Raw genomic sequence first — 18,310 nt, 5'->3', positions numbered from 1 at the left:
TTTGTCAATTTTAAATTTCATATAAGAATGAAGTGAACAAGTAATCGTTTTTATTAATTCTTAATTTTTTTTTTATGAAAAAATTATTTTAGTGGTCCTAATGGGTATAATGTTATTGGCTGCTTGTTCTAAAAGTAGTCAAGAGGAAAATCAACTTACTTTTGCAGATATTGAAAAGGAGTTTGGTTTTGATAATCCACATACGGATTTTTCAAAAGAGCTAATATTGGATATTCCGGATCATGTTGACCCCCTGAAATCCGGATCGGGAAACAAGGTTTTTCCTGCGTAGGGAGAAGTCAAAAAGAGTGACAATCCGGCGGATACTGACCCCTTAGCTGAAAAGCGATCAACAAAAATCCGGATCATGTTGACCCCTCTTTTCAAAATAACACAGGTTTTGGTTCTTTAGTGGCAGAAAGTAGATGACCACTAAAACGAATGCAGATGGCTGGAAAACCAAAACCTATGAGTCAGATCAAACAATTACTGCGCTTGCATCAGCAAGGAAGCCCAAAGAAAACCATAGCCAGGGATCTGGGTGTAAGCAAGAATACCGTGAAGGCGTACCTGGATAAACTATCCCGATTGAAAACGGATGTTGACAGCCTGTTGTTGCTGGATGATCCCGTATTGGAAGCCAGGTTTCATCCCGGTAATCCAGCCTATAAGGACGAACGCTTTGAGCATTTTAAGGGAAAACTGAATTACTTTACCCGTGAACTGAAACGTACCGGAGTTACCAGAAAGCTATTGTGGGAAGAGTACCGTATGGATTATGCACAAGGCTACAGCCATACTCAGTTCTGCCATCACCTGTCACAACATTTGATTGCTTCCAAACCATCAATGGTACTGCAGCACCAGGCGGGCGAGAAGCTTTTTATCGACTTTGCCGGAAAGAAACTGAACTACGTGGATGTGCAGACCGGAGAGGTGATCCACTGTCAGGTCTTTGTGGCCTGCTTGCCTTATTCAGACTATAGTTTTGCCATGGCTGTAAAGAGTCAAAGTGTTGGTGATTTTTTATACGCTCTGGGATGTAGTCTGGAATACTTTGGAGGAGTCCCTCAGGTACTGGTACCGGATAACCTGAAGGCGGCCATCGTAAAAGCCAGCAGGTATGAACCCGATGTTAACCGGGCAATGGAGGATTTTGCCAACCATTACGGCACCACTGTGATTCCTACACGGGCACGCAAACCAAAGGACAAGGCACTTGTTGAGAACCAGGTTCGGCTGATCTACACAAGGATTTATGCAAAAATACGGAACCTGCAGTTTTTTAGTCTGAAAGACCTGAATCAGGCCATCGGCCAGAAGAACCGCGAACACAACCAGACCCGTATGCAGCAGAAGCCTTACTGCCGTGAAGAGCGTTTTCTCGCCGATGAGAAGCATCTGCTCAGCAGCTTACCGGAACAGCCTTTCGAGCTAAAATACTACCGGACACTTAAGGCAGCCAAGAATAATCACGTCTACCTGAGTGAAGACAAACACTACTATAGTGTGCCATTCGCCTACATTGGAGTGAAGGTAAAGGTCATTTACACCCGCTCCATGGTTTACATTTATGCCAAAGGCAAACAGGTCGCTGTGCACATACGAAGCTACGGTAAGGGAACCTACAGTACCGACCGGGAACACTTGTGTTCCGCCCACAACCATTACCTGGACCGAAGTCCCGGGTACTATCTTCGAAAAGCTCAGACAGGCTGTCCTGAACTCCATGAGTTAATCAGTATGGTCTTTAAGCAGAATAAGCATCCCGAACAGCTGTACCGGACCTGTGACGGACTCTTGAACCTGCATAGAAAAACCAATCCGGAAAACTTCAGGAAAGCCTGTAAGGTGGCCTTGAAATACGAGATCTGTTCGTACAGATTCCTGCTTAATGTGATCAATAACAAAACCTCAGACATGATAGATCAGATAAATAAACCGGCTTTACCCGAGCACCGGAATATCCGCGGAAAAGCCTATTACTCACAATCCACACTTAAATTGAATAGCTATGATGCAAATTGAAACCCAATTTAAACAATTACGACTGCATGGAATGAATCGAACCTGGATGGCTCTGCAGGAAACCAGAAGGCACCACGAACTCTCCCTGAGTGAAGGACTTGAAATACTACTTCAGGCCGAACAGCAGGAAAGAGAGCAAAAGCGCTTCGAGCGACTGGAAAAGAATGCCCGTTTTCGTTATCAGGCATCTATCGAAGAACTTAAGATGGAGGCTGCCAGAGGAGTAGATAAAACTCTGATTACAAGCTTGGCGACAGGCGATTACCTGTCGCGTGGTGAATCCGTACTAATCACAGGATCGACTGGTTGCGGAAAAAGCTTTTTAGCTTCGGCACTTGGTCATCAGGCGTGTGTGCAGGGCTTTAAAGTTGCCTACTACAACACGCAAAAGCTGTTGCAGAAAACCAAAGTAGCCCGCATCGAAGGAACCATTTACAAGTTCTTTGAAAAGGTGGCCAAAATGGATCTGCTAATACTCGATGATTTTGGGCTCTCTCATTTGGAACAACAGCAACAGTTGGATCTGATGGAGATGATCGAAGACAGGCATGGAAAAGCCTCCACTATTATCGCCAGTCAATTGCCCGTGGCCAGCTGGTTCGACATCATTGGAGAGGAAACCATAGCCGATGCAATTCTGGACCGTCTGGTACACACCTCATACCGAATCGAATTAAAAGGAGAAAGTTTAAGAAAAAAACGGTAATATTGTCAGACCATCAAGTTCATTGAACCTCAATTCTGTGAGGGGTCAGTATCACCCGGACAAGGGGTCAGCATCACCGGAATATGCAAATATTGAATAGGTACTCAACTTTAGAGAATTATAAGTTAGCATTAACCAATTTTTATGAAAATAAAGAAAAAGTTAAAACTGTACCTTGGGATCCTTGTAGTTTTAATGTTCAGTTAGATACGCCAGATGGTAGTGTGGATATTGAAGTACAAATGGATGAGTATGTTCTTGATATTGCAGAAGAAAATGATATTGATCTTCCGTATTCTTGTTGAGCAGGTGCGTGTTCTACATGTGCTGGTAAATTGATTGAAGGACTAATAAATCAAGATGCACAGACGTTTCTCGATGATGATCAAATTGCAGCGGGATTTGTTCTTACATGTGTAACACAACCAGTATCTGATTGTAGAATAAGAACACATCAAGAGGAAGAGTTATTTTAAATTATAATATTTAGTTATGAGAAAGTTTCGATTTACATTGATTGTTATTTTTGCCGTTGGATTATCTGTAAATGCACAAAAATTGGATTCAGCTATAAGTGATTATAATTATTTTAATCATTCGTATAAATATTTGGATAGGGATTTTAACATTAAAATCGCACCGGAAAAATTTCAAGAATTTATAATAAGATACAAATTTTATCCAAAAATGATAAGAACTTGTAGTGATTCTCTAGGTGTTGTTTTAATGGGAGAGTTTAATGATTGGACTAAAGCTAGAATTGCACAACAAAGAATATTATTTAGTGAATTAAGGGCTAGTTACTATTTGTGGACTACAGAAGATAAAATAAGGCAGTTGTGTGATAAGTATTCATATAAATATGTATATGAGTTTTATGAATATTTTAGTTCGGAAGAAGATAAATGGGATACTGACATGAAGCTTTTTATGGCAGAATTACGAAAAAAAGTAATTGAACATACAGGAGATGAATCTGTATCGGAGATGACAAACAAGAAGTTCTTGAGATTTTCGTTATTGCATAGTCCTCAACGAATAAAAGACTCTGATGCGAAAAGAGCCAAACAGGCAAATGGTGATATTTCTTGTGGCAAAGAGAATTGTTGTCAAGACAAGACAAAGAAATAATTTACGGGATATAAAATTAAAGGTTGCAACATTAAAGTTGCAACCTTTTTTTTTGCTTAAAATACCAATATCGTGCGATTGTTTGTTTGATACTATCCAGGCAACTTTGTGCAGAAATAAGGTGAAAGCAAATATGAATGGAGTTTTTGTTTAGTATACCCTAATAAGAATGGGGGGAGGTGGTAAAAAATAATCATAGTTGTGTAGAACGCTTAAATATAGCATGATGATTTGCTTTTTTTAGAGTGATTCTAAGTAAAACTGTAATGATCTGAAAATGTGAAACAAAGCCGTATCAGAATGTGAAATGACACCTTTTTTGAAGTCGCAAATCGCAATTTGGAGCGATAGAGAAAAGATTGTTTAGCACTTTTCGGTCGAAATCAAAAAAAATAATTAATCACTGTTATGAGTAAAAAACGAGTTAGCCTTTTCAGAAATATATTACAGTTTTCTGTATTAGCTCTTATCATTTTCTTTTTTATAGGGAATCAGTTAGGTTTAGGAGCTGTAGATTTTGAGGCATATTGCCCAATGGGAGGAATTCAAGCCATATTAACTTTAATGCAAGACGGATTAATAGCATGTAATATGACCGTTACTCAAATGGTATTGGGTGCTATTTTCATTTTTACCGTATTGGTTTTGGGAAAATTATTTTGCAGTCATCTTTGTCCTTTAGGAACAGTTTCCGAAACTCTTGGAAAATTAGGTGATCGTTTAAAAATCCGCAGAGAAATTACTGGTATTCCAGATAAACTTCTTCGAAGTCTAAAATACATTCTTCTGTTTTTAACACTAACAATTACATTAAAAACAGGTGAGCTATTTTGCAAGGAATACGATCCATTTTATACCAGTATCACTTTATTTGGTCATCGGGTAAACTTTTTATATGCCACCATTTCCATATCCATATTTGTTATCGGGAATGTTGTGTTCAGGTTGTTTTGGTGCAAGTACATGTGTCCGCTGGGAGCAATCTCCAATATTTTTAAATATTGGGTTGGAGTAGCCATTGTTGTTGTTGTTTTAGGCGCTATGTATTTTTTCGAAGTAGGTATCGACATAGCATATATTGTTGGAATTATCTGTTTGGCAGGATATGCGTTAGAGATTTTCAAAATACAGACTAAAAAGCAATCCGTATTAAAAATAATCCGTCATACGCACGAATGCATCGATTGCGGCTTGTGCTCAAGAACTTGTCCTCAGGGAATTGATGTGGCAGATCTTGTTTTTGTTAAACATCCTGATTGTAATATCTGCGGCGATTGTGTTTCGGCTTGTCCTAAAGAGGGTGCTCTTACATTAAACGAGAAATTAAATGTAAAATGGCTGCCATCGGTAATCGTTGTTGTTCTGTTTGTAACAGGTTTACTAATTGGCAGTCAGTATAATCTTCCTACCGTATCTAAAGCATGGGGTAGTGCGGAGCAAATGAATAATTCAAAGGAATTTAAATTAGAGCATTTAAGTCACCTAACCTGTTTTAGCAGTTCGATGGGTTTTGTTCGCCAGATGAAGGAAGTGGAAGGAATATTGGCAGTATCTACTTATATCAGTGATCATTCAGCAAATATTGTTTACGATACTACAAAATTGAATGAATTAAGCATTCGAAAAATGCTTTACGCCAGAGCAAAACAGTTCATCGAAGCACCAGCTTTGGATCAGAATCTTGTGGTTCACAAATTGAGGTTTGAGCAATACATTTCAAAAGAAGATTTAGCTAAAATTTCAGAGAAACTAATTGGTACAAAAGTATATCAGTTGGAAACACAGTTCGATACTGAAATTAGAATGTTGGCTTTTTGTGATGCAGGTATAAGCGAAGAAACTATCGAAGGACTCATTAATACGGTGAAAATTGGACGCAAAACGCCTTACAAAGTTGTTGATGTTGTGCGATCACCTGTAGCTGTAAACGGTTTGGACTTAATGAAGCGTACCTTCCAAAAGTATCAGGTAACATTTAATAATTATAAAACTTATCCGAAAGAACAGCTGCGATCGTTTAAAGTCGATTTGATTGATTTCCCTAAGAATGAACAATTATTCAATCTGCTGGCAAATCATGTTGGCAAAAAATTTAATGGTGCCGTGGGAATCAACGCAACCTATGAAAATAATCCTGAGGTGAGATTCTTTTACATACAGGATATGGTTGAACCACAGGCTATCTCAGACTGGATAAGCAAAGATGAATTGACTCTGGAGTATACCAACGGAGAGGTGGAACAAAAGGCGAATCCATTTTTATTCGATATCAAAAAACCGAACCCATTAGACTAATTAAATAACCAATCTATGAAACAAATTTATTGTATAACACTTCTTGTATTGTTACAGCTTCATGTCTTTGCGCAGGGGTTAACAATTACAGGAATAGTAACTGAAGCTGGTGACAAATTGCCAATGCCCGGAGTTACAGTTCTCGAGAAAGGGACTTCGAATGGAGTAATTACCAATATCGATGGAGAATTTAAACTGAAGATTTCAAAAGCAGACGCTGTTGTTTTGTTTTCTTTTATAGGGTACGAAACTCAATCTATAGCAGCAAAAGGAAAATCGATTATTAATGTGAAGATGAAAAGTGCAGACCAGCAATTGGGAGAAGTCATGATTCTTGGTTACGGAAGCGTTAAAAGCCGCGAAGCCGTTGTTGGTTCGGTAGAACAAGTAAAGTCTGATGATTTGTTAAAGCACAGCAACGCTATAAGTGTTGACCAAATGTTAGAAGGTCAGGTAGCAGGTGTATATCTGGAATCCGATGATGGTAATCCAAATAGCCCGGTAAAAGTGCGTATTCGGGGTAATAGTTCTTTACCCGATTTGGGTTCGAATATTACTGCATCAAGTGAACCATTATACATTTTAGATGGAGTTCCTCTAATTGATGCTTTAAATCCGAATATAAATACTTCAACAGGAGCTCAGGCTGAGCAAAATATCGTAATTAACCCGTTAGCCTTAATTAGTCCTGAGGATATTGAGTCGGTTTCAATTTTAAAGGATGCTTCGGCAGCTGCGATTTATGGAGCTAATGCAGCCAATGGCGTTGTTATTATAACGACCAAAAAGGGGAGCCAGGGGAAAACAAAGGTGAGTCTTTCTCATAAAACCTTATTAAGTAGTCCAATTAACAAAGTTCAGTATTTAAATACCGATCAATTTGTTGAATTGTCAACTGAATTTTATCGCAATTCAGGTTATTCAGAAGAAAGTATTCCTAATTTAATTGGCGCGACAGATGTATATACCAATTGGAGAGATTTAACGCTTCAAAATTCGATGTCAAACCAAACCAATGTGAGTATTTCCGGAGGTAGCGAAAAAGCAACTTATCGTTTGTCCTTAGGTTATAATGATAATGAAACAACTACCAAAGGCAATGATTCAGAATCTATAACAACTCGTTTAAGTCTAAATGCCGAATTGGCTAAAGGAATAGCACTATCTTATAATGGTGGTATTAGTAGTTTTAATTCAGATAAATATGCAGCCTTTGCTACTTATTCGTTTAAACCAAATATTCCGATTTACGATGAAGATGGAAATTATACATTGATGGATTCTTATGCTAATCCATTAGCCGATTTGGAGCAAAATATCAATGAATCGAAAAAGTTTTATAGCAATAACAGTTTAAAACTGGATATCAATATTACCGCGAATTTGAAATCGTCGAGTATGTTTGGTTTGGATTATACCAATACCAAGCAGTATACTTTTTATTCTAAAGAGAACGGACGAGGTGATGATAAAGGTGGATATATCAAAGAAACCAGAAGTGAGAATAATAATTGGATTAGCTATACTCAATTAGAGTATAATGGTTCATATAAGAAGCACACTTTTAGCGCTTCGGCAGGTATTCAACTAAAACACGATGAAAGTAACAGTACAACTGGTGATGAAGAAAATTTAATAACCGAAAAAATTAAAATTCTGGGTCAGTCCAAAGAAGACGAGGATAGTGACGTGAAATCTAGCCAAAGTGAGAGTGCAATGCGTTCCTATTTTGGTCGATTTAATTACGATTTTGGGAAAAAATATTTCATGTCGATTAACTATCGAGCTGATGCTTCATCATACTTTGGTGGCGATCAGCAAGTGGAAAATTTTGCTTCCCTTGGGGCATCCTGGATACTTTCAAAAGAAAATTTCTGGATCGAAAATGATATTATCAACTTTTTAAAGTTAAAAGCCTCATATGGTAAGTTGGGGAATGCTAAAGTTGGATCCTATTCAGCACAAGGCTTATACTCTTACGAAACATCTTCGAATTACAATGGAAAACTGGTTGCAAATCCTTATGCAGCGGCTAATGGAGATTTAGGTTGGCAAGCGTCCTATAAGTTCAATCTTGGTTTAACAGCCAAAATCTTAAAGAAATTTAATTTGGAGGTAGAATATTATAATAACCAAACCAAAGATGGTATTCTATCATTAAATGTACCACCAGAAACAGGATGGAACTCTATTGCTGTGAATACTGCAGATTTAACCAATTATGGATTAGAATTTACTTTAAAAGCAAATAATATCAAGCTGGGAGAAGTGCATTGGACTTCCAACTTCAATATTGGTTTTAACAAGAGTAGATTAGATCGATTGTCTTCATATTCAGATCAATTTACTTCTGGTAATAACGGACTAATTGTAGGGGAGTCAACTTCATTAGTTATTGGATACAAATATGCTGGTGTTAATTCAGATAATGGTAATCCACAGTGGTATATGAATGATGGTTCTATTACAGATGACAATAGTTTATTAAAAAGCAGTTCCGATAACAAAGTTATTATTGGAAAGAGCAATCCTGATTTTACGGGTGGTTTCTCGAATAGCTTTAATTACAAAGGCTTCAACTTAAATTTTATGATTTCTTTTGAATATGGAGCAGATAAAATGATGCCTTATGCAGCGAGAGATATGGAAAAAGAGAAGCAGTTATATCTGTATAATAAAAGCATAAATTTATTGGATAGATGGCAAAAGCCGGGAGATATAACAAATATTCCAAGATTGGCACAAGATGTAACGTATAACGAAAGTAGCTCTAGATACTTGTACGATCAAACCAATATTTCTTTACGATCTATTTCATTAAACTACAGTTTCCCGAGACATATTTGTGAGTCAATTAAATTAGCTAACGCATCCATAGGCGTTAATGTATCAAACATTTATACTTGGTACAAAGAAGGTGGAGAATCGGGAAGAAATGGTATTGCTGAATATCGTTACCCGTTTCCACAATCTAGAACATTTGCTTTTCAGCTAAAGCTTGGAATTTAATCATAAGAAAAACAGAAGGAAATGAATAAATTAATATACATAGGATTATTGGCATTTGGATTAATGTCTTGTTCCGATTTTTTGGATATCGATGATGAAACCAAGATTTCGAATGATCATCTTTTCTCTACTATAAGTGGTGTGGAAGAAGCTTTAAATGGAGTGTATTATGACCTGACTAATTCAAGTTATTATGGGAATCAGATGCTTATAGGTCCTGAAATTAAAGGAGGTAATCTTAAATTTAATGATCTTACTTTTGAAGCTTCCACTTCTTATTACTATTTGCCTTCGTTTCAGTTTACTCATACGGTGGAAGGGGATGATGATTATATGGAGAACTGCTATGAGCATATCTATTCTGTAATTAGTGGAGCAAATAATATTATTGAGAATATTGAAGATGCTAAAGATGCTTCTGATATACAAAAAAATCAGGCTGTAGCCGAAGCAAAAGCAATTCGTGCAATGGCTCACTTCGATTTAACCAGACTGTATGCTCAGCCTTATTCTTATTCTGCCAATGCACAACATCTTGGTATTGCTTACATGTTGAAAAATATTGCTTGGGATGAATTGGTGTCGCGTGATTTATTATACGATAATTATGAAAATATTATTGCTGATTTATTGGCTGCCGAGGCAAATTTAGGAACAGCTCTAGGAATTGAAGATGCAAGCTATGCTAAAGCTTACCTATCAAAAGTTGCAGCTCAGGCTCTGCTGGCCAGAGTTTATTTGTACAAAGGGGATTGGGACAAAGCCAAGGAATATGCAACAAAAGTGATAGAGGATGGAAGTATTTCACTTATCGATAATTCGGAAGTTGTTGATTCATACAAAAGTCAGGAACCAACCAAAGAGGATATTTTTATTCTCGATAATAAAGGGATAAGTATTGGAGCCCCTATTTCTAAAACAATTGGAATTATGGATGACAGAACTAGTCTTTATTTATTACCGTCTGATGATTTAATTAGTTTATATAACGATGGAGATGTGAGAGGTGAGTTATTTGCGGAACAGCTTGGTAAAACATTAACTACAAAGTGGATTGAATTTTCGGATAAAGACAGATGTACTTCAATTATTCGATTAGCAGAAATGTATTTGATTCGTGCCGAGGCTTCCTTAAACTTACCGGTAAGTAACGAAGTTCAAGCTCGTGCCGATTTAGATGTAATTCGTAAACGTGCCAATCCGGCAGCGGCAAATCTTCAATTATCAGGAGCCGCTTTAAAAGAGGAAATTTTTCAAGAGAGAAGAAGAGAATTGGCTTTTGAAGGTCACCTATTTTTTGATATTGTAAGAATGGGTAGAGATTTACGCAGAGTTGATTGCAATGCATTGTACAATGTAAATATCGATTATCCAAGTAATTTGTTCGTATTGCCAATTCCCGAAGATGCAATGGAATACAATAACCAAATGGTGCAAAACCCTGGATACTAAAAAATGAAATCAAAAAAATATATTTATTAACCATAACTAAAAATCTAATACCAGATGAAAAAAAACTATTTAAACTTAATTTGGCTTGCTGTAGCAGCAATCTTTTTTGTTAGTTGTAGTGACGATAACGACCCTGTAGTTCCTAAGTTGTCGATTACTGCTGATGTTGTAGAAATTTCAGAAACTGCGACTTCTGCATTAGTTGTAAAAGTAAATGCTGATGCCGTTTTAGAAACTGCATACACAGTAGGTCTTACTCTTTCTGGAACCGCTGTTGAAGGGGTTAATTTTCAGGAAATTGCTAAAACAGTTACAATTCCAGCAAACGGATCGTCTGCAACTATCTTTGTAACTCCTATTAATGTTTCGGCTATTGAGGATAGCAAAACTGTTAGTATTGAATTGAAGGCTGGTACGGCTTACGAATTAACAGCGACAACAAGTGTTGCTATCACAATTATCGACAATGCAAATCCTCCATCCGATGCTCCAGAAGTATCTTTTGCAACCTCTAATATGGTAACCAATCCATATTTGGAAGAAGTGAAGACGATAACTGTTGGTTTGAGCAAAACCTTTTCTTCAGATCTAATAATTCCCTTAACTATTTCTGGTGATTTACTTGCAGATACCGATTATGAACTTGCTGGTTTATCGAACGATGCAATCACGATTCCTGCAGGTTCTGTTTCTGCTGACTTTACTGTAACAATGAAAAACACAGCAGTAGTGGGTATGAACAAAACTCTTGATTTCGCATTTACTACTCCATCTGTTACTGATTATGCTGTTAAAGCAACCGAAAATACAGTATCTGTTAATGCTGTTGACCCTCAGGTTGATTTTTCTGCTTGGTTTAATGATGATAACCAGTATGGTTATTTCTATGAAGATTGGACTACTCCAACAATTACTTACAAAACTGATTTAGAAGGATACTGGTTAATGCGTTACTATTTTGATTCTGTTGCTCAAGATTGGAAAACTTTAACTGGCGAGCATTACACAAATGTTTCATTGAATGATAATAATCAGTGGTCAGAAGTTATAAATAAGTATCAGAGATTGTTAGGTGCTAATAATATTGATATTGCTGAACAGGAAAGACATGAACAACAGGCTGGAGATTATTTGGGGTTGGTGAAATTCTTTAGTAATGAAGCAACTTATAGTAAAACTGAAATTAAAGCTGAAAAAGGATGGTTTCGTTTCGTTTCAACAGATGCTTCAGCTACAGAAGGAACCGTTGTTGTCCCAGAGCAGACTTTAACGTTTTATAAGGCTGATATGGCTGTTTGGAAAGCAAAAACAACTGTTGATGTAGATGGTGGCACTGAATCTTATTATGCATGGTATGCTGATTCAAATACTACGCAAGGTGATATTTCTCAATCAACAATGGTAACTCCTGTTTCAATTCAAGTTGCAAAATCAGTAGGAACATACAATACAGCAACTAAAGAAATTCAGGTTGATATTACTTTCACTTGTGATGATGTTGATTTCAGTATTGATCCGAAATATTACATTTCGAATGATGGTAATTCTTATACCATGAGTATTAAATATATGAACAGATTTTAGTATCTGAGTTTAAGTGATCGGCTTATGCCGGTCACTTTTACATATTTTCCCAATATAGAAACAACCCAAAAATCCTTAAATAACAACAAATGTTTCGATTCAAATTATCCTTTCTCTTTATTATTGGCATTTTAGCCATAAATATTCCATCTCAGGCACAATCGAGTGTCTCTGCAGATGCTAAAAAATATCAGAGCCTTGTAAAGATGGCAAATGTCAGCCATAAGGGTTTTATCAGTGTTCACATGAATGATGATAAGCTATGGCTTGAAATTCCTGATAGCATAATGGGCAGAGATTTGTTAATTGGCAGTAGGATAGAAGAATTGAGCTCGACTAAAAGTGCTGTAGCCGGGCAAATGATGCACAATCCGATGATGGTACGGTTTAGTCAGGATAATAAGTCGGTGTATCTTCATTTAATGGATACTGAAAATCAGATGGATGATAAGGATCCAATCAGTATTTCGTTTGACCGAAACAACATGCAAACTGTAATGCATGAATTTAAAATTGAAGCAAGAAATTTAGAAAATAATGCATCGGTAATTGAGGTTACAAAACTTTTTAATTCTCAAATTCCCGGAATCTCACCATTTGGAGGTACCAGCCTCGGAAAAGCAATAAGTGAAGTCACAAAAACAATTAATGCAAGGGCATACGCTGGCAATGTTGAAATTGTAACACAAATGGGATTTACTGGAAATCGTAATTCGTTTATGTGTTCTATGCACCGCTCAATTGTATTGCTTCCCAAAGAACCTATGCAGGCTCGTTTGTCAAGTCCGCAAATCGGTTACTACGATGAAGTAAAAAAAGAATTATCATCAGAATACATGGGTTCAAAATCCTATACATACATTAAACGATGGAGGTTAGAAGCCAAAAAAGAAGATGTGGAACGCCATAAAAACGGCGAATTGGTTGAACCTAAAAAGCCAATTGTTTTTTATGTAGACAACTCTATTCCTGAAAAATGGAAAGGATATATAAAAGCCGGTATTGAAGACTGGCAAAAGGCATTCGAAGCCATTGGCTTTAAAAATGCGATCATCGCTAAAGATTATCCTTTAAATGACAGTCTTTTTCATGCCAATGATTTTACAAATTCTTGTTTTAGATATGTAACGACTGAAAAGGCAAATGCAATGGGAAATGCCTGGATAGATCCTCGTTCAGGTGAAATTATTCAGGGAGACGTACTGTTTTACCACAACGTAATTTCAAAATTGTATCAATGGCGTTTTGCTCAAACCGCAGCAAACGATTCAGCGATCCGTGGGGATAAAAATAAAATTGAAGAAAAAGTGATTGGAGATTTAATTCGTTATGCAGCCGCTCACGAAATCGGACATACTTTAGGTTTAAAACACAATTACAGAGCATCCTATGCATATCCGGTAGATTCTTTGCGTTCTGCAACTTTCACGAAGAAGTACGGAACTGCGGCATCTATTATGGATTACGCCCGAAACAATTATATTGCTCAACCAAATGATAAAGGAGTGAGTTTAACACCTCCTTTATTGGGTAGTTACGATTATTTTTCTATCAAATGGGCTTATCAACCAATTTATTCTGTATCAAATGCAGAGGATGAGGAAACTGTGCTAAATCAATGGATAGCTGATCGAAGCAAAGACGATATGTATTTGTTTGGAACTAAAAATGGCATGGGCGATGGTACTTTAGATCCATCGGTATTGACTGAATCCTTAGGCAATGATATAGTAAAAGCTGGAAAGTATGGCGTTGCAAACACAAAAGTGATTATGAAAAATCTGATCGAGTGGACTGCTGCTGAAAATGATTCTGATCGTGACCTGGATACAATGTATGCTGCTGTGATAAAGCAATACAATCAATATTTTAAACACGCCGAAGCTATGTTGGGCGGTATGTATGAGTACAATACAATCAATGAAACTCATCCCGAAAAATACGATGCTGTAAGCAGAGAAAAACAAAAGGAAGCGCTTGCCTTTATTATGGATGAATTGCTGACACAGTACGATTGGATGAATACTGCTGATTTTACTGCAAGTATGGGTTCATTAGATCAGGAAATCATGCAATCACAAGGGAAAGTGATAATGGGACTGATAGATAGAGCTGTATTGGTACGAATGTTTACATGCTCTAATATGTCTTCCGATCCGTATCACATAAGTGAGTATTTATCCGATATTACAGAGAAGCTTTTCGAAGTTTCCAATAGAAAACAGAGTACGAATTGGATGAGAAATATGCAATCGGAGTACGTAAAAGCTTTGCTAAAACTGTTGGATAAAAATAGTATTGATGGAGGACACGCTTTTAATAACCTTGTTATGGCTGATATAAAAGCAGAATTAAGCACGATTGAAACTCTTGTAGACAAAAAAGCTGAAAAGGGAAATGAATCTGTAAAGAAACATTTTTTATACCTGAAGTATATTTTGCAGTAAGACAATGTTCATAGGATAGAATAATAAATCTGAACATATTTATTGATAATTGGCAGACTACTAGTTTGCCAAACTGGAAACCTACAACTAAATACTAAAATGCTTAGACTAAAATTATTGATTATTTGTCTGGTCTTATTTGTTGCTTCGGCAAAGGCTGACGAAGGAATGTGGATTCCTTCCTTGTTAAAGAAATACAATATCAAAGACATGAAAAAGGCAGGTTTTAAACTTTCTGCCGAAGATGTATATGACATAAATAAAATATGTTTGAAGGATGCTGTTGTTGGTTTGGCGCGGGAAGATAATCCGACTGCTTTTTCAGGAAGTGGTTCTTTTATTTCTGAAACAGGATTGGTGTTAACCAATCATCATACAGCGGTTTCTTTTTTGCATACACACTGCAGCGAGGAGCATAATTATTTACGAGATGGTTTCTATGCGCAAACTAAAGAAGATGAGCTTCCTGCAAAAGGATTAATTCTTGCCCGATTGGTTCGCATGCAGGATGTTAGCGAAGACTTACTAAAAGAAACAGAAGATCTCAATGAATCGGAGAAAAGTAAGCTCATGAACGCAAGAGGTAAGCAGATTGTACAAAATGCTGAAGAGGGAAACCATTATACCGCAAAAATTCAGTCGTATTTTGGTGGAACCCAAATGTTGCTGCAGGTTTACGAAGTTTATCATGATGTAAGAATTGTTGCCATGCCTCCTTTGTCTTTGGGGAAATTTGGTGGCGAAACCGATAATTGGGTTTGGCCTCGTCAATCTGCCGATTTTGCAATTTTAAGAGTCTATGGGAATTCCAACAATGAATCATTGAAATACTCAATTACCAATGAGCCAATTCAGCCAGTCAATCATTTGGAGTTATCGCTAAAAGGGTATAAGGAAGGAGATTTTGCTATGGTATATGGATTTCCGGGTAGCACAAAGCAATATCTTACCTCCAAAGCCATTCAGCAAGTTGCTGATGTGAAAAATCTTCACGGAATAAAAATTCGCGATGCTAAAATGGAAATCATTAACGAAGCCATGAGTAAGAATGAGGATTTATGGTTAAAGTATTCTGATATCATGGCAAAAACATCGAACAATTTATTGCGTTGGAAGGCCGAGTCGAAAGGGATTGAGAAGTTGGATTTAGTGAACCTGAAGAAAGAGGAAGAAAAGAAGTTTGATGCATGGGTGAATTCTTCGGAAGAATTAAAGAAGAAATACGCCGATGTTATTCCGGGAATTGAATCTTGTGTGGCTCGTTTGGATACCATTGAGAAGTTGAATTTATATGTGTTTGAAGCAGGAATTAATGGCGGGAACTTTGTGTCTTTTACCGGTAAATTCGATATGCTGAATGCAATTTGTTCCAGAAAGAATGTGAATGAGGATAAATTGAATAGGGAATTGAGAAAGCTGCGTGTTGAAATATCGAATTTTTACAATGCTTTTGATATGGAAACAGAAAAGAAATTTTTGAAGAAATTCGTTCGTTTGTATGATGAAAATGTTGGAGATAAGTACAAGCCAACGCCAATTGTCGAAGCACGAAAAAAGTACAATGGTGACTTCAATAAGTTCATCGATGAAGCTTTTAATGAATCTGTTTTTTCCTCAAAAGAAAAGATAAATGAATTCATAAAGTATTTCACTAAGGAAGATGTGAGCAAAATAGAGAGCGATCCAGTTTTTAAATTGTGTCTGAGTTATTTCTTAATCAACAAGGATATGGTAATGATGCCTCGCACCGAAATAAGAAAAGAATACGGAATCTACCATAGCAAATACCTGCGAGCACTAAAGGAAATGAATGAAGGAGAGAAAATGATTGCAGATGCTAACCGTAGTCTTCGGGTATCCTATGGGAATATTAAAGGAATTACTGATGAAGGAATAGAATATCCGTTTGTGTCAAGTTTAAATGATTTGATTGAAAAGAATAAAAAAGATTCAAAAATTTATGCTGTGCCAAGTGGATATGCAGAAGCTTGTGCAAGAGCGGTGAAGGAATCAAAGCATCCAATTTCAACTTGTTTCATTAGTAATTGTCATACTACAGGAGGAAATTCAGGAAGCGCTGTTTTAGATGCAAAAGGAAGATTGATTGGTCTGAATTTCGATAGTGCAGGAAACGGATTGGTTGGCGATTACAAATTCATGCCTGAGTTAACACGTCAAATTTCGGTTGACATTCGTTACGTACGTTTTGTGTTGGAACATCAGCTAAAAGCAAATGCTTTATTGGAAGAGTGGCAGTAAGAAAAATTCAAGGAGCAAGCTCCAAGGAACAAGACCTGACAGCGTTTTTTTTAACCCGTCAGTGTCTAAGGAAGACAAGGAATAAGTTGCAAGAATAAAGGAGAAAGTAACAAGAAATAAAGTAAAATATACAAATATGAAAGGTTCACGATTAGTTATTGGAATGCTCTTATTTTTTACGGCTTGTAATTCATACAATCATGAACAGTATATTGCAAAATTTAAGGCTAATGTTGATGCGGAAATTGACAATTATACAATTGGTGAATTTGATTCTTTAATGATTGCGAACAGAAGCAAGGAAACTCTTGAGAGATTAAAAGCTGAAAAGATTGCTGTTGATCGGTTTTATGCCGATAACTATTCCTGGTATCAGTTGGGGAAAAACTTGATATTAACACCCCAAAAAGCAAAAGAAGAATCAATAAAATATGGATTTGAACGTCCGTATTATTTTTTGGAGTTTCTTAAGTGCGATTCGGTTGTTAGTCCTTCTAAAGATGAGGTGATAAAAGGAGTCAAGGATCGGTTGTTTGCTAAATACAATCAGGATTCTGTTCTTGTTTTCAGGAGTTCGGCCAAGGAATTATTTGCTGCAGTTCATAAGTGTGAGCGGTCAAAATATTTTTTCTTTATCAATGTAGATTTTGAAAAGGTGAATCATTTGTCAGACAAGCAAAAGAAGGTTGTTGCTCAAATGACGCAATGTGGACTCAATCGATTAAAGGAAAAAGTGGAAGTGAAAGATCAAACTTACTATTTGACAATTTCGAGTGGTGAGGAGATTGGAATTTCTGAATCGATTTTTACGATAGGAAAAAATATTTATCTAAAATTAAATGAGCAATTGGCAAAAACAAATCCTGAATTTGTTACAAATACAAACCTTTCAACTAAAAAATCAAGATATAATATTCGTACATGGGAGGACGCATGGAGATTGTATCAATTGTACGGCAAGTAAGAAGCATCATTTAAGCGAACTTGCTTGTGTTATATAAAAATCAAACTATTAGTTAGTGGTTGTAATGCAGAGAAACCATAGGTTTTTTTAGTTAGTAGAGTGGCTAAATACTGATGTTTCTCTGCGTTATTTTTGTAAGCCGAAATGTGAATCTGTTTAAGCGAATGAATTAGAAACAGGTAAAATTTAGATAAAAGTAATTGATGAGTGATTATACGATTTATGGAATTTTATACTCTTGTCCTGCAGGCGAGAGAAATATGGAATGCCCAATAAAGTCATTGGATCATCTCTCTTTTTACGATAAGATAGAGTGGATTGACGGCTTGAAGATGGAGGAAAGGCAGGCAATTAACCAGGAACATTGGTTTTGTTCCTCTAAAAGGAAAAATAAAATAAAAGATATTGATTAATCTCAGGCACACTGGATAAGTG

Annotated in this window: 12 protein-coding genes and 1 pseudogene; all 13 read left to right on the top strand. The window is 36.6% G+C overall.

Annotated features, from left to right (window positions below):
• Positions 1-100: 100 nt before the first annotated feature.
• Complete coding sequence (locus ACKU4N_RS12215; RefSeq protein ID WP_321316600.1) at positions 101-292, top strand: hypothetical protein; 192 nt, start codon at positions 101-103, stop codon at positions 290-292.
• A 155-nt stretch (positions 293-447) separates the two neighbouring features.
• Positions 448-2,028: an IS21 family transposase gene (istA, locus tag ACKU4N_RS12210; RefSeq protein WP_321316599.1), complete on the top strand. Its 1,581-nt coding sequence runs from the start codon at positions 448-450 to the stop codon at positions 2,026-2,028.
• Positions 2,015-2,734 carry an IS21-like element helper ATPase IstB gene (gene istB, locus ACKU4N_RS12205; RefSeq protein ID WP_321316459.1) on the top strand — a complete coding sequence of 240 codons (720 nt, stop codon included), beginning with the start codon at positions 2,015-2,017 and terminating at the stop codon, positions 2,732-2,734. The genes istA and istB overlap by 14 nt, the downstream gene beginning before the upstream one ends.
• Before the next feature lie 242 nt (positions 2,735-2,976).
• Positions 2,977-3,210, top strand: a pseudogene (locus tag ACKU4N_RS12200) (2Fe-2S iron-sulfur cluster-binding protein).
• A gap of 16 nt (positions 3,211-3,226) precedes the next feature.
• Positions 3,227-3,865: a hypothetical protein gene (locus tag ACKU4N_RS12195; RefSeq protein ID WP_321316597.1), complete on the top strand. Its 639-nt coding sequence runs from the start codon at positions 3,227-3,229 to the stop codon at positions 3,863-3,865.
• A gap of 408 nt (positions 3,866-4,273) precedes the next feature.
• Positions 4,274-6,160: a 4Fe-4S binding protein gene (locus ACKU4N_RS12190; protein WP_321316596.1), complete on the top strand. Its 1,887-nt coding sequence runs from the start codon at positions 4,274-4,276 to the stop codon at positions 6,158-6,160.
• 15 nt (positions 6,161-6,175) lie between these two features.
• A complete protein-coding gene (locus ACKU4N_RS12185; RefSeq protein ID WP_321316595.1) occupies positions 6,176-9,169 on the top strand; it encodes a SusC/RagA family TonB-linked outer membrane protein in 2,994 nt (997 codons plus the stop codon).
• 21 nt (positions 9,170-9,190) lie between these two features.
• On the top strand, positions 9,191-10,621 hold the full coding sequence (locus tag ACKU4N_RS12180) for a RagB/SusD family nutrient uptake outer membrane protein (protein ID WP_321316594.1): 1,431 nt from the start codon (positions 9,191-9,193) through the stop codon (positions 10,619-10,621).
• A gap of 54 nt (positions 10,622-10,675) precedes the next feature.
• Positions 10,676-12,205, top strand: coding sequence for a hypothetical protein (locus ACKU4N_RS12175; protein ID WP_321316593.1), 1,530 nt, complete (start codon positions 10,676-10,678; stop codon positions 12,203-12,205).
• An 89-nt stretch (positions 12,206-12,294) separates the two neighbouring features.
• Positions 12,295-14,652 carry a zinc-dependent metalloprotease gene (locus ACKU4N_RS12170; RefSeq protein WP_321316592.1) on the top strand — a complete coding sequence of 786 codons (2,358 nt, stop codon included), beginning with the start codon at positions 12,295-12,297 and terminating at the stop codon, positions 14,650-14,652.
• A gap of 99 nt (positions 14,653-14,751) precedes the next feature.
• Positions 14,752-16,911, top strand: a complete 2,160-nt coding sequence (locus ACKU4N_RS12165) for a S46 family peptidase (protein ID WP_321316591.1) — start codon at positions 14,752-14,754, stop codon at positions 16,909-16,911.
• A 136-nt stretch (positions 16,912-17,047) separates the two neighbouring features.
• Positions 17,048-17,875 carry a hypothetical protein gene (locus ACKU4N_RS12160; protein ID WP_321316590.1) on the top strand — a complete coding sequence of 276 codons (828 nt, stop codon included), beginning with the start codon at positions 17,048-17,050 and terminating at the stop codon, positions 17,873-17,875.
• Between the two features lie 203 nt (positions 17,876-18,078).
• Positions 18,079-18,288 carry a hypothetical protein gene (locus tag ACKU4N_RS12155; RefSeq protein ID WP_321316589.1) on the top strand — a complete coding sequence of 70 codons (210 nt, stop codon included), beginning with the start codon at positions 18,079-18,081 and terminating at the stop codon, positions 18,286-18,288.
• Positions 18,289-18,310 lie beyond the last annotated feature (22 nt).

Source organism: Labilibaculum sp. (assembly GCF_963664555.1).
Taxonomy (GTDB): Bacteria; Bacteroidota; Bacteroidia; order Bacteroidales; family Marinifilaceae; genus Labilibaculum.
This window is presented reverse-complemented; position numbering and strand designations above follow the sequence as displayed.

Bases quoted from the DNA above. Each gene is read 5' to 3' on its own strand.
- ACKU4N_RS12195 (WP_321316597.1), top strand. From the start codon at position 3,227: ATGAGAAAGTTTCGATTTACATTGATTGTTATTTTTGCCGTTGGATTA.
- istB (WP_321316459.1), top strand. From the start codon at position 2,015: ATGATGCAAATTGAAACCCAATTTAAACAATTACGACTGCATGGAATG.
- ACKU4N_RS12180 (WP_321316594.1), top strand. From the start codon at position 9,191: ATGAATAAATTAATATACATAGGATTATTGGCATTTGGATTAATGTCT.
- istA (WP_321316599.1), top strand. From the start codon at position 448: ATGGCTGGAAAACCAAAACCTATGAGTCAGATCAAACAATTACTGCGC.
- ACKU4N_RS12215 (WP_321316600.1), top strand. From the start codon at position 101: ATGGGTATAATGTTATTGGCTGCTTGTTCTAAAAGTAGTCAAGAGGAA.
- ACKU4N_RS12160 (WP_321316590.1), top strand. From the start codon at position 17,048: ATGAAAGGTTCACGATTAGTTATTGGAATGCTCTTATTTTTTACGGCT.
- ACKU4N_RS12155 (WP_321316589.1), top strand. From the start codon at position 18,079: ATGAGTGATTATACGATTTATGGAATTTTATACTCTTGTCCTGCAGGC.
- ACKU4N_RS12185 (WP_321316595.1), top strand. From the start codon at position 6,176: ATGAAACAAATTTATTGTATAACACTTCTTGTATTGTTACAGCTTCAT.
- ACKU4N_RS12170 (WP_321316592.1), top strand. From the start codon at position 12,295: ATGTTTCGATTCAAATTATCCTTTCTCTTTATTATTGGCATTTTAGCC.
- ACKU4N_RS12190 (WP_321316596.1), top strand. From the start codon at position 4,274: ATGAGTAAAAAACGAGTTAGCCTTTTCAGAAATATATTACAGTTTTCT.
- ACKU4N_RS12165 (WP_321316591.1), top strand. From the start codon at position 14,752: ATGCTTAGACTAAAATTATTGATTATTTGTCTGGTCTTATTTGTTGCT.
- ACKU4N_RS12175 (WP_321316593.1), top strand. From the start codon at position 10,676: ATGAAAAAAAACTATTTAAACTTAATTTGGCTTGCTGTAGCAGCAATC.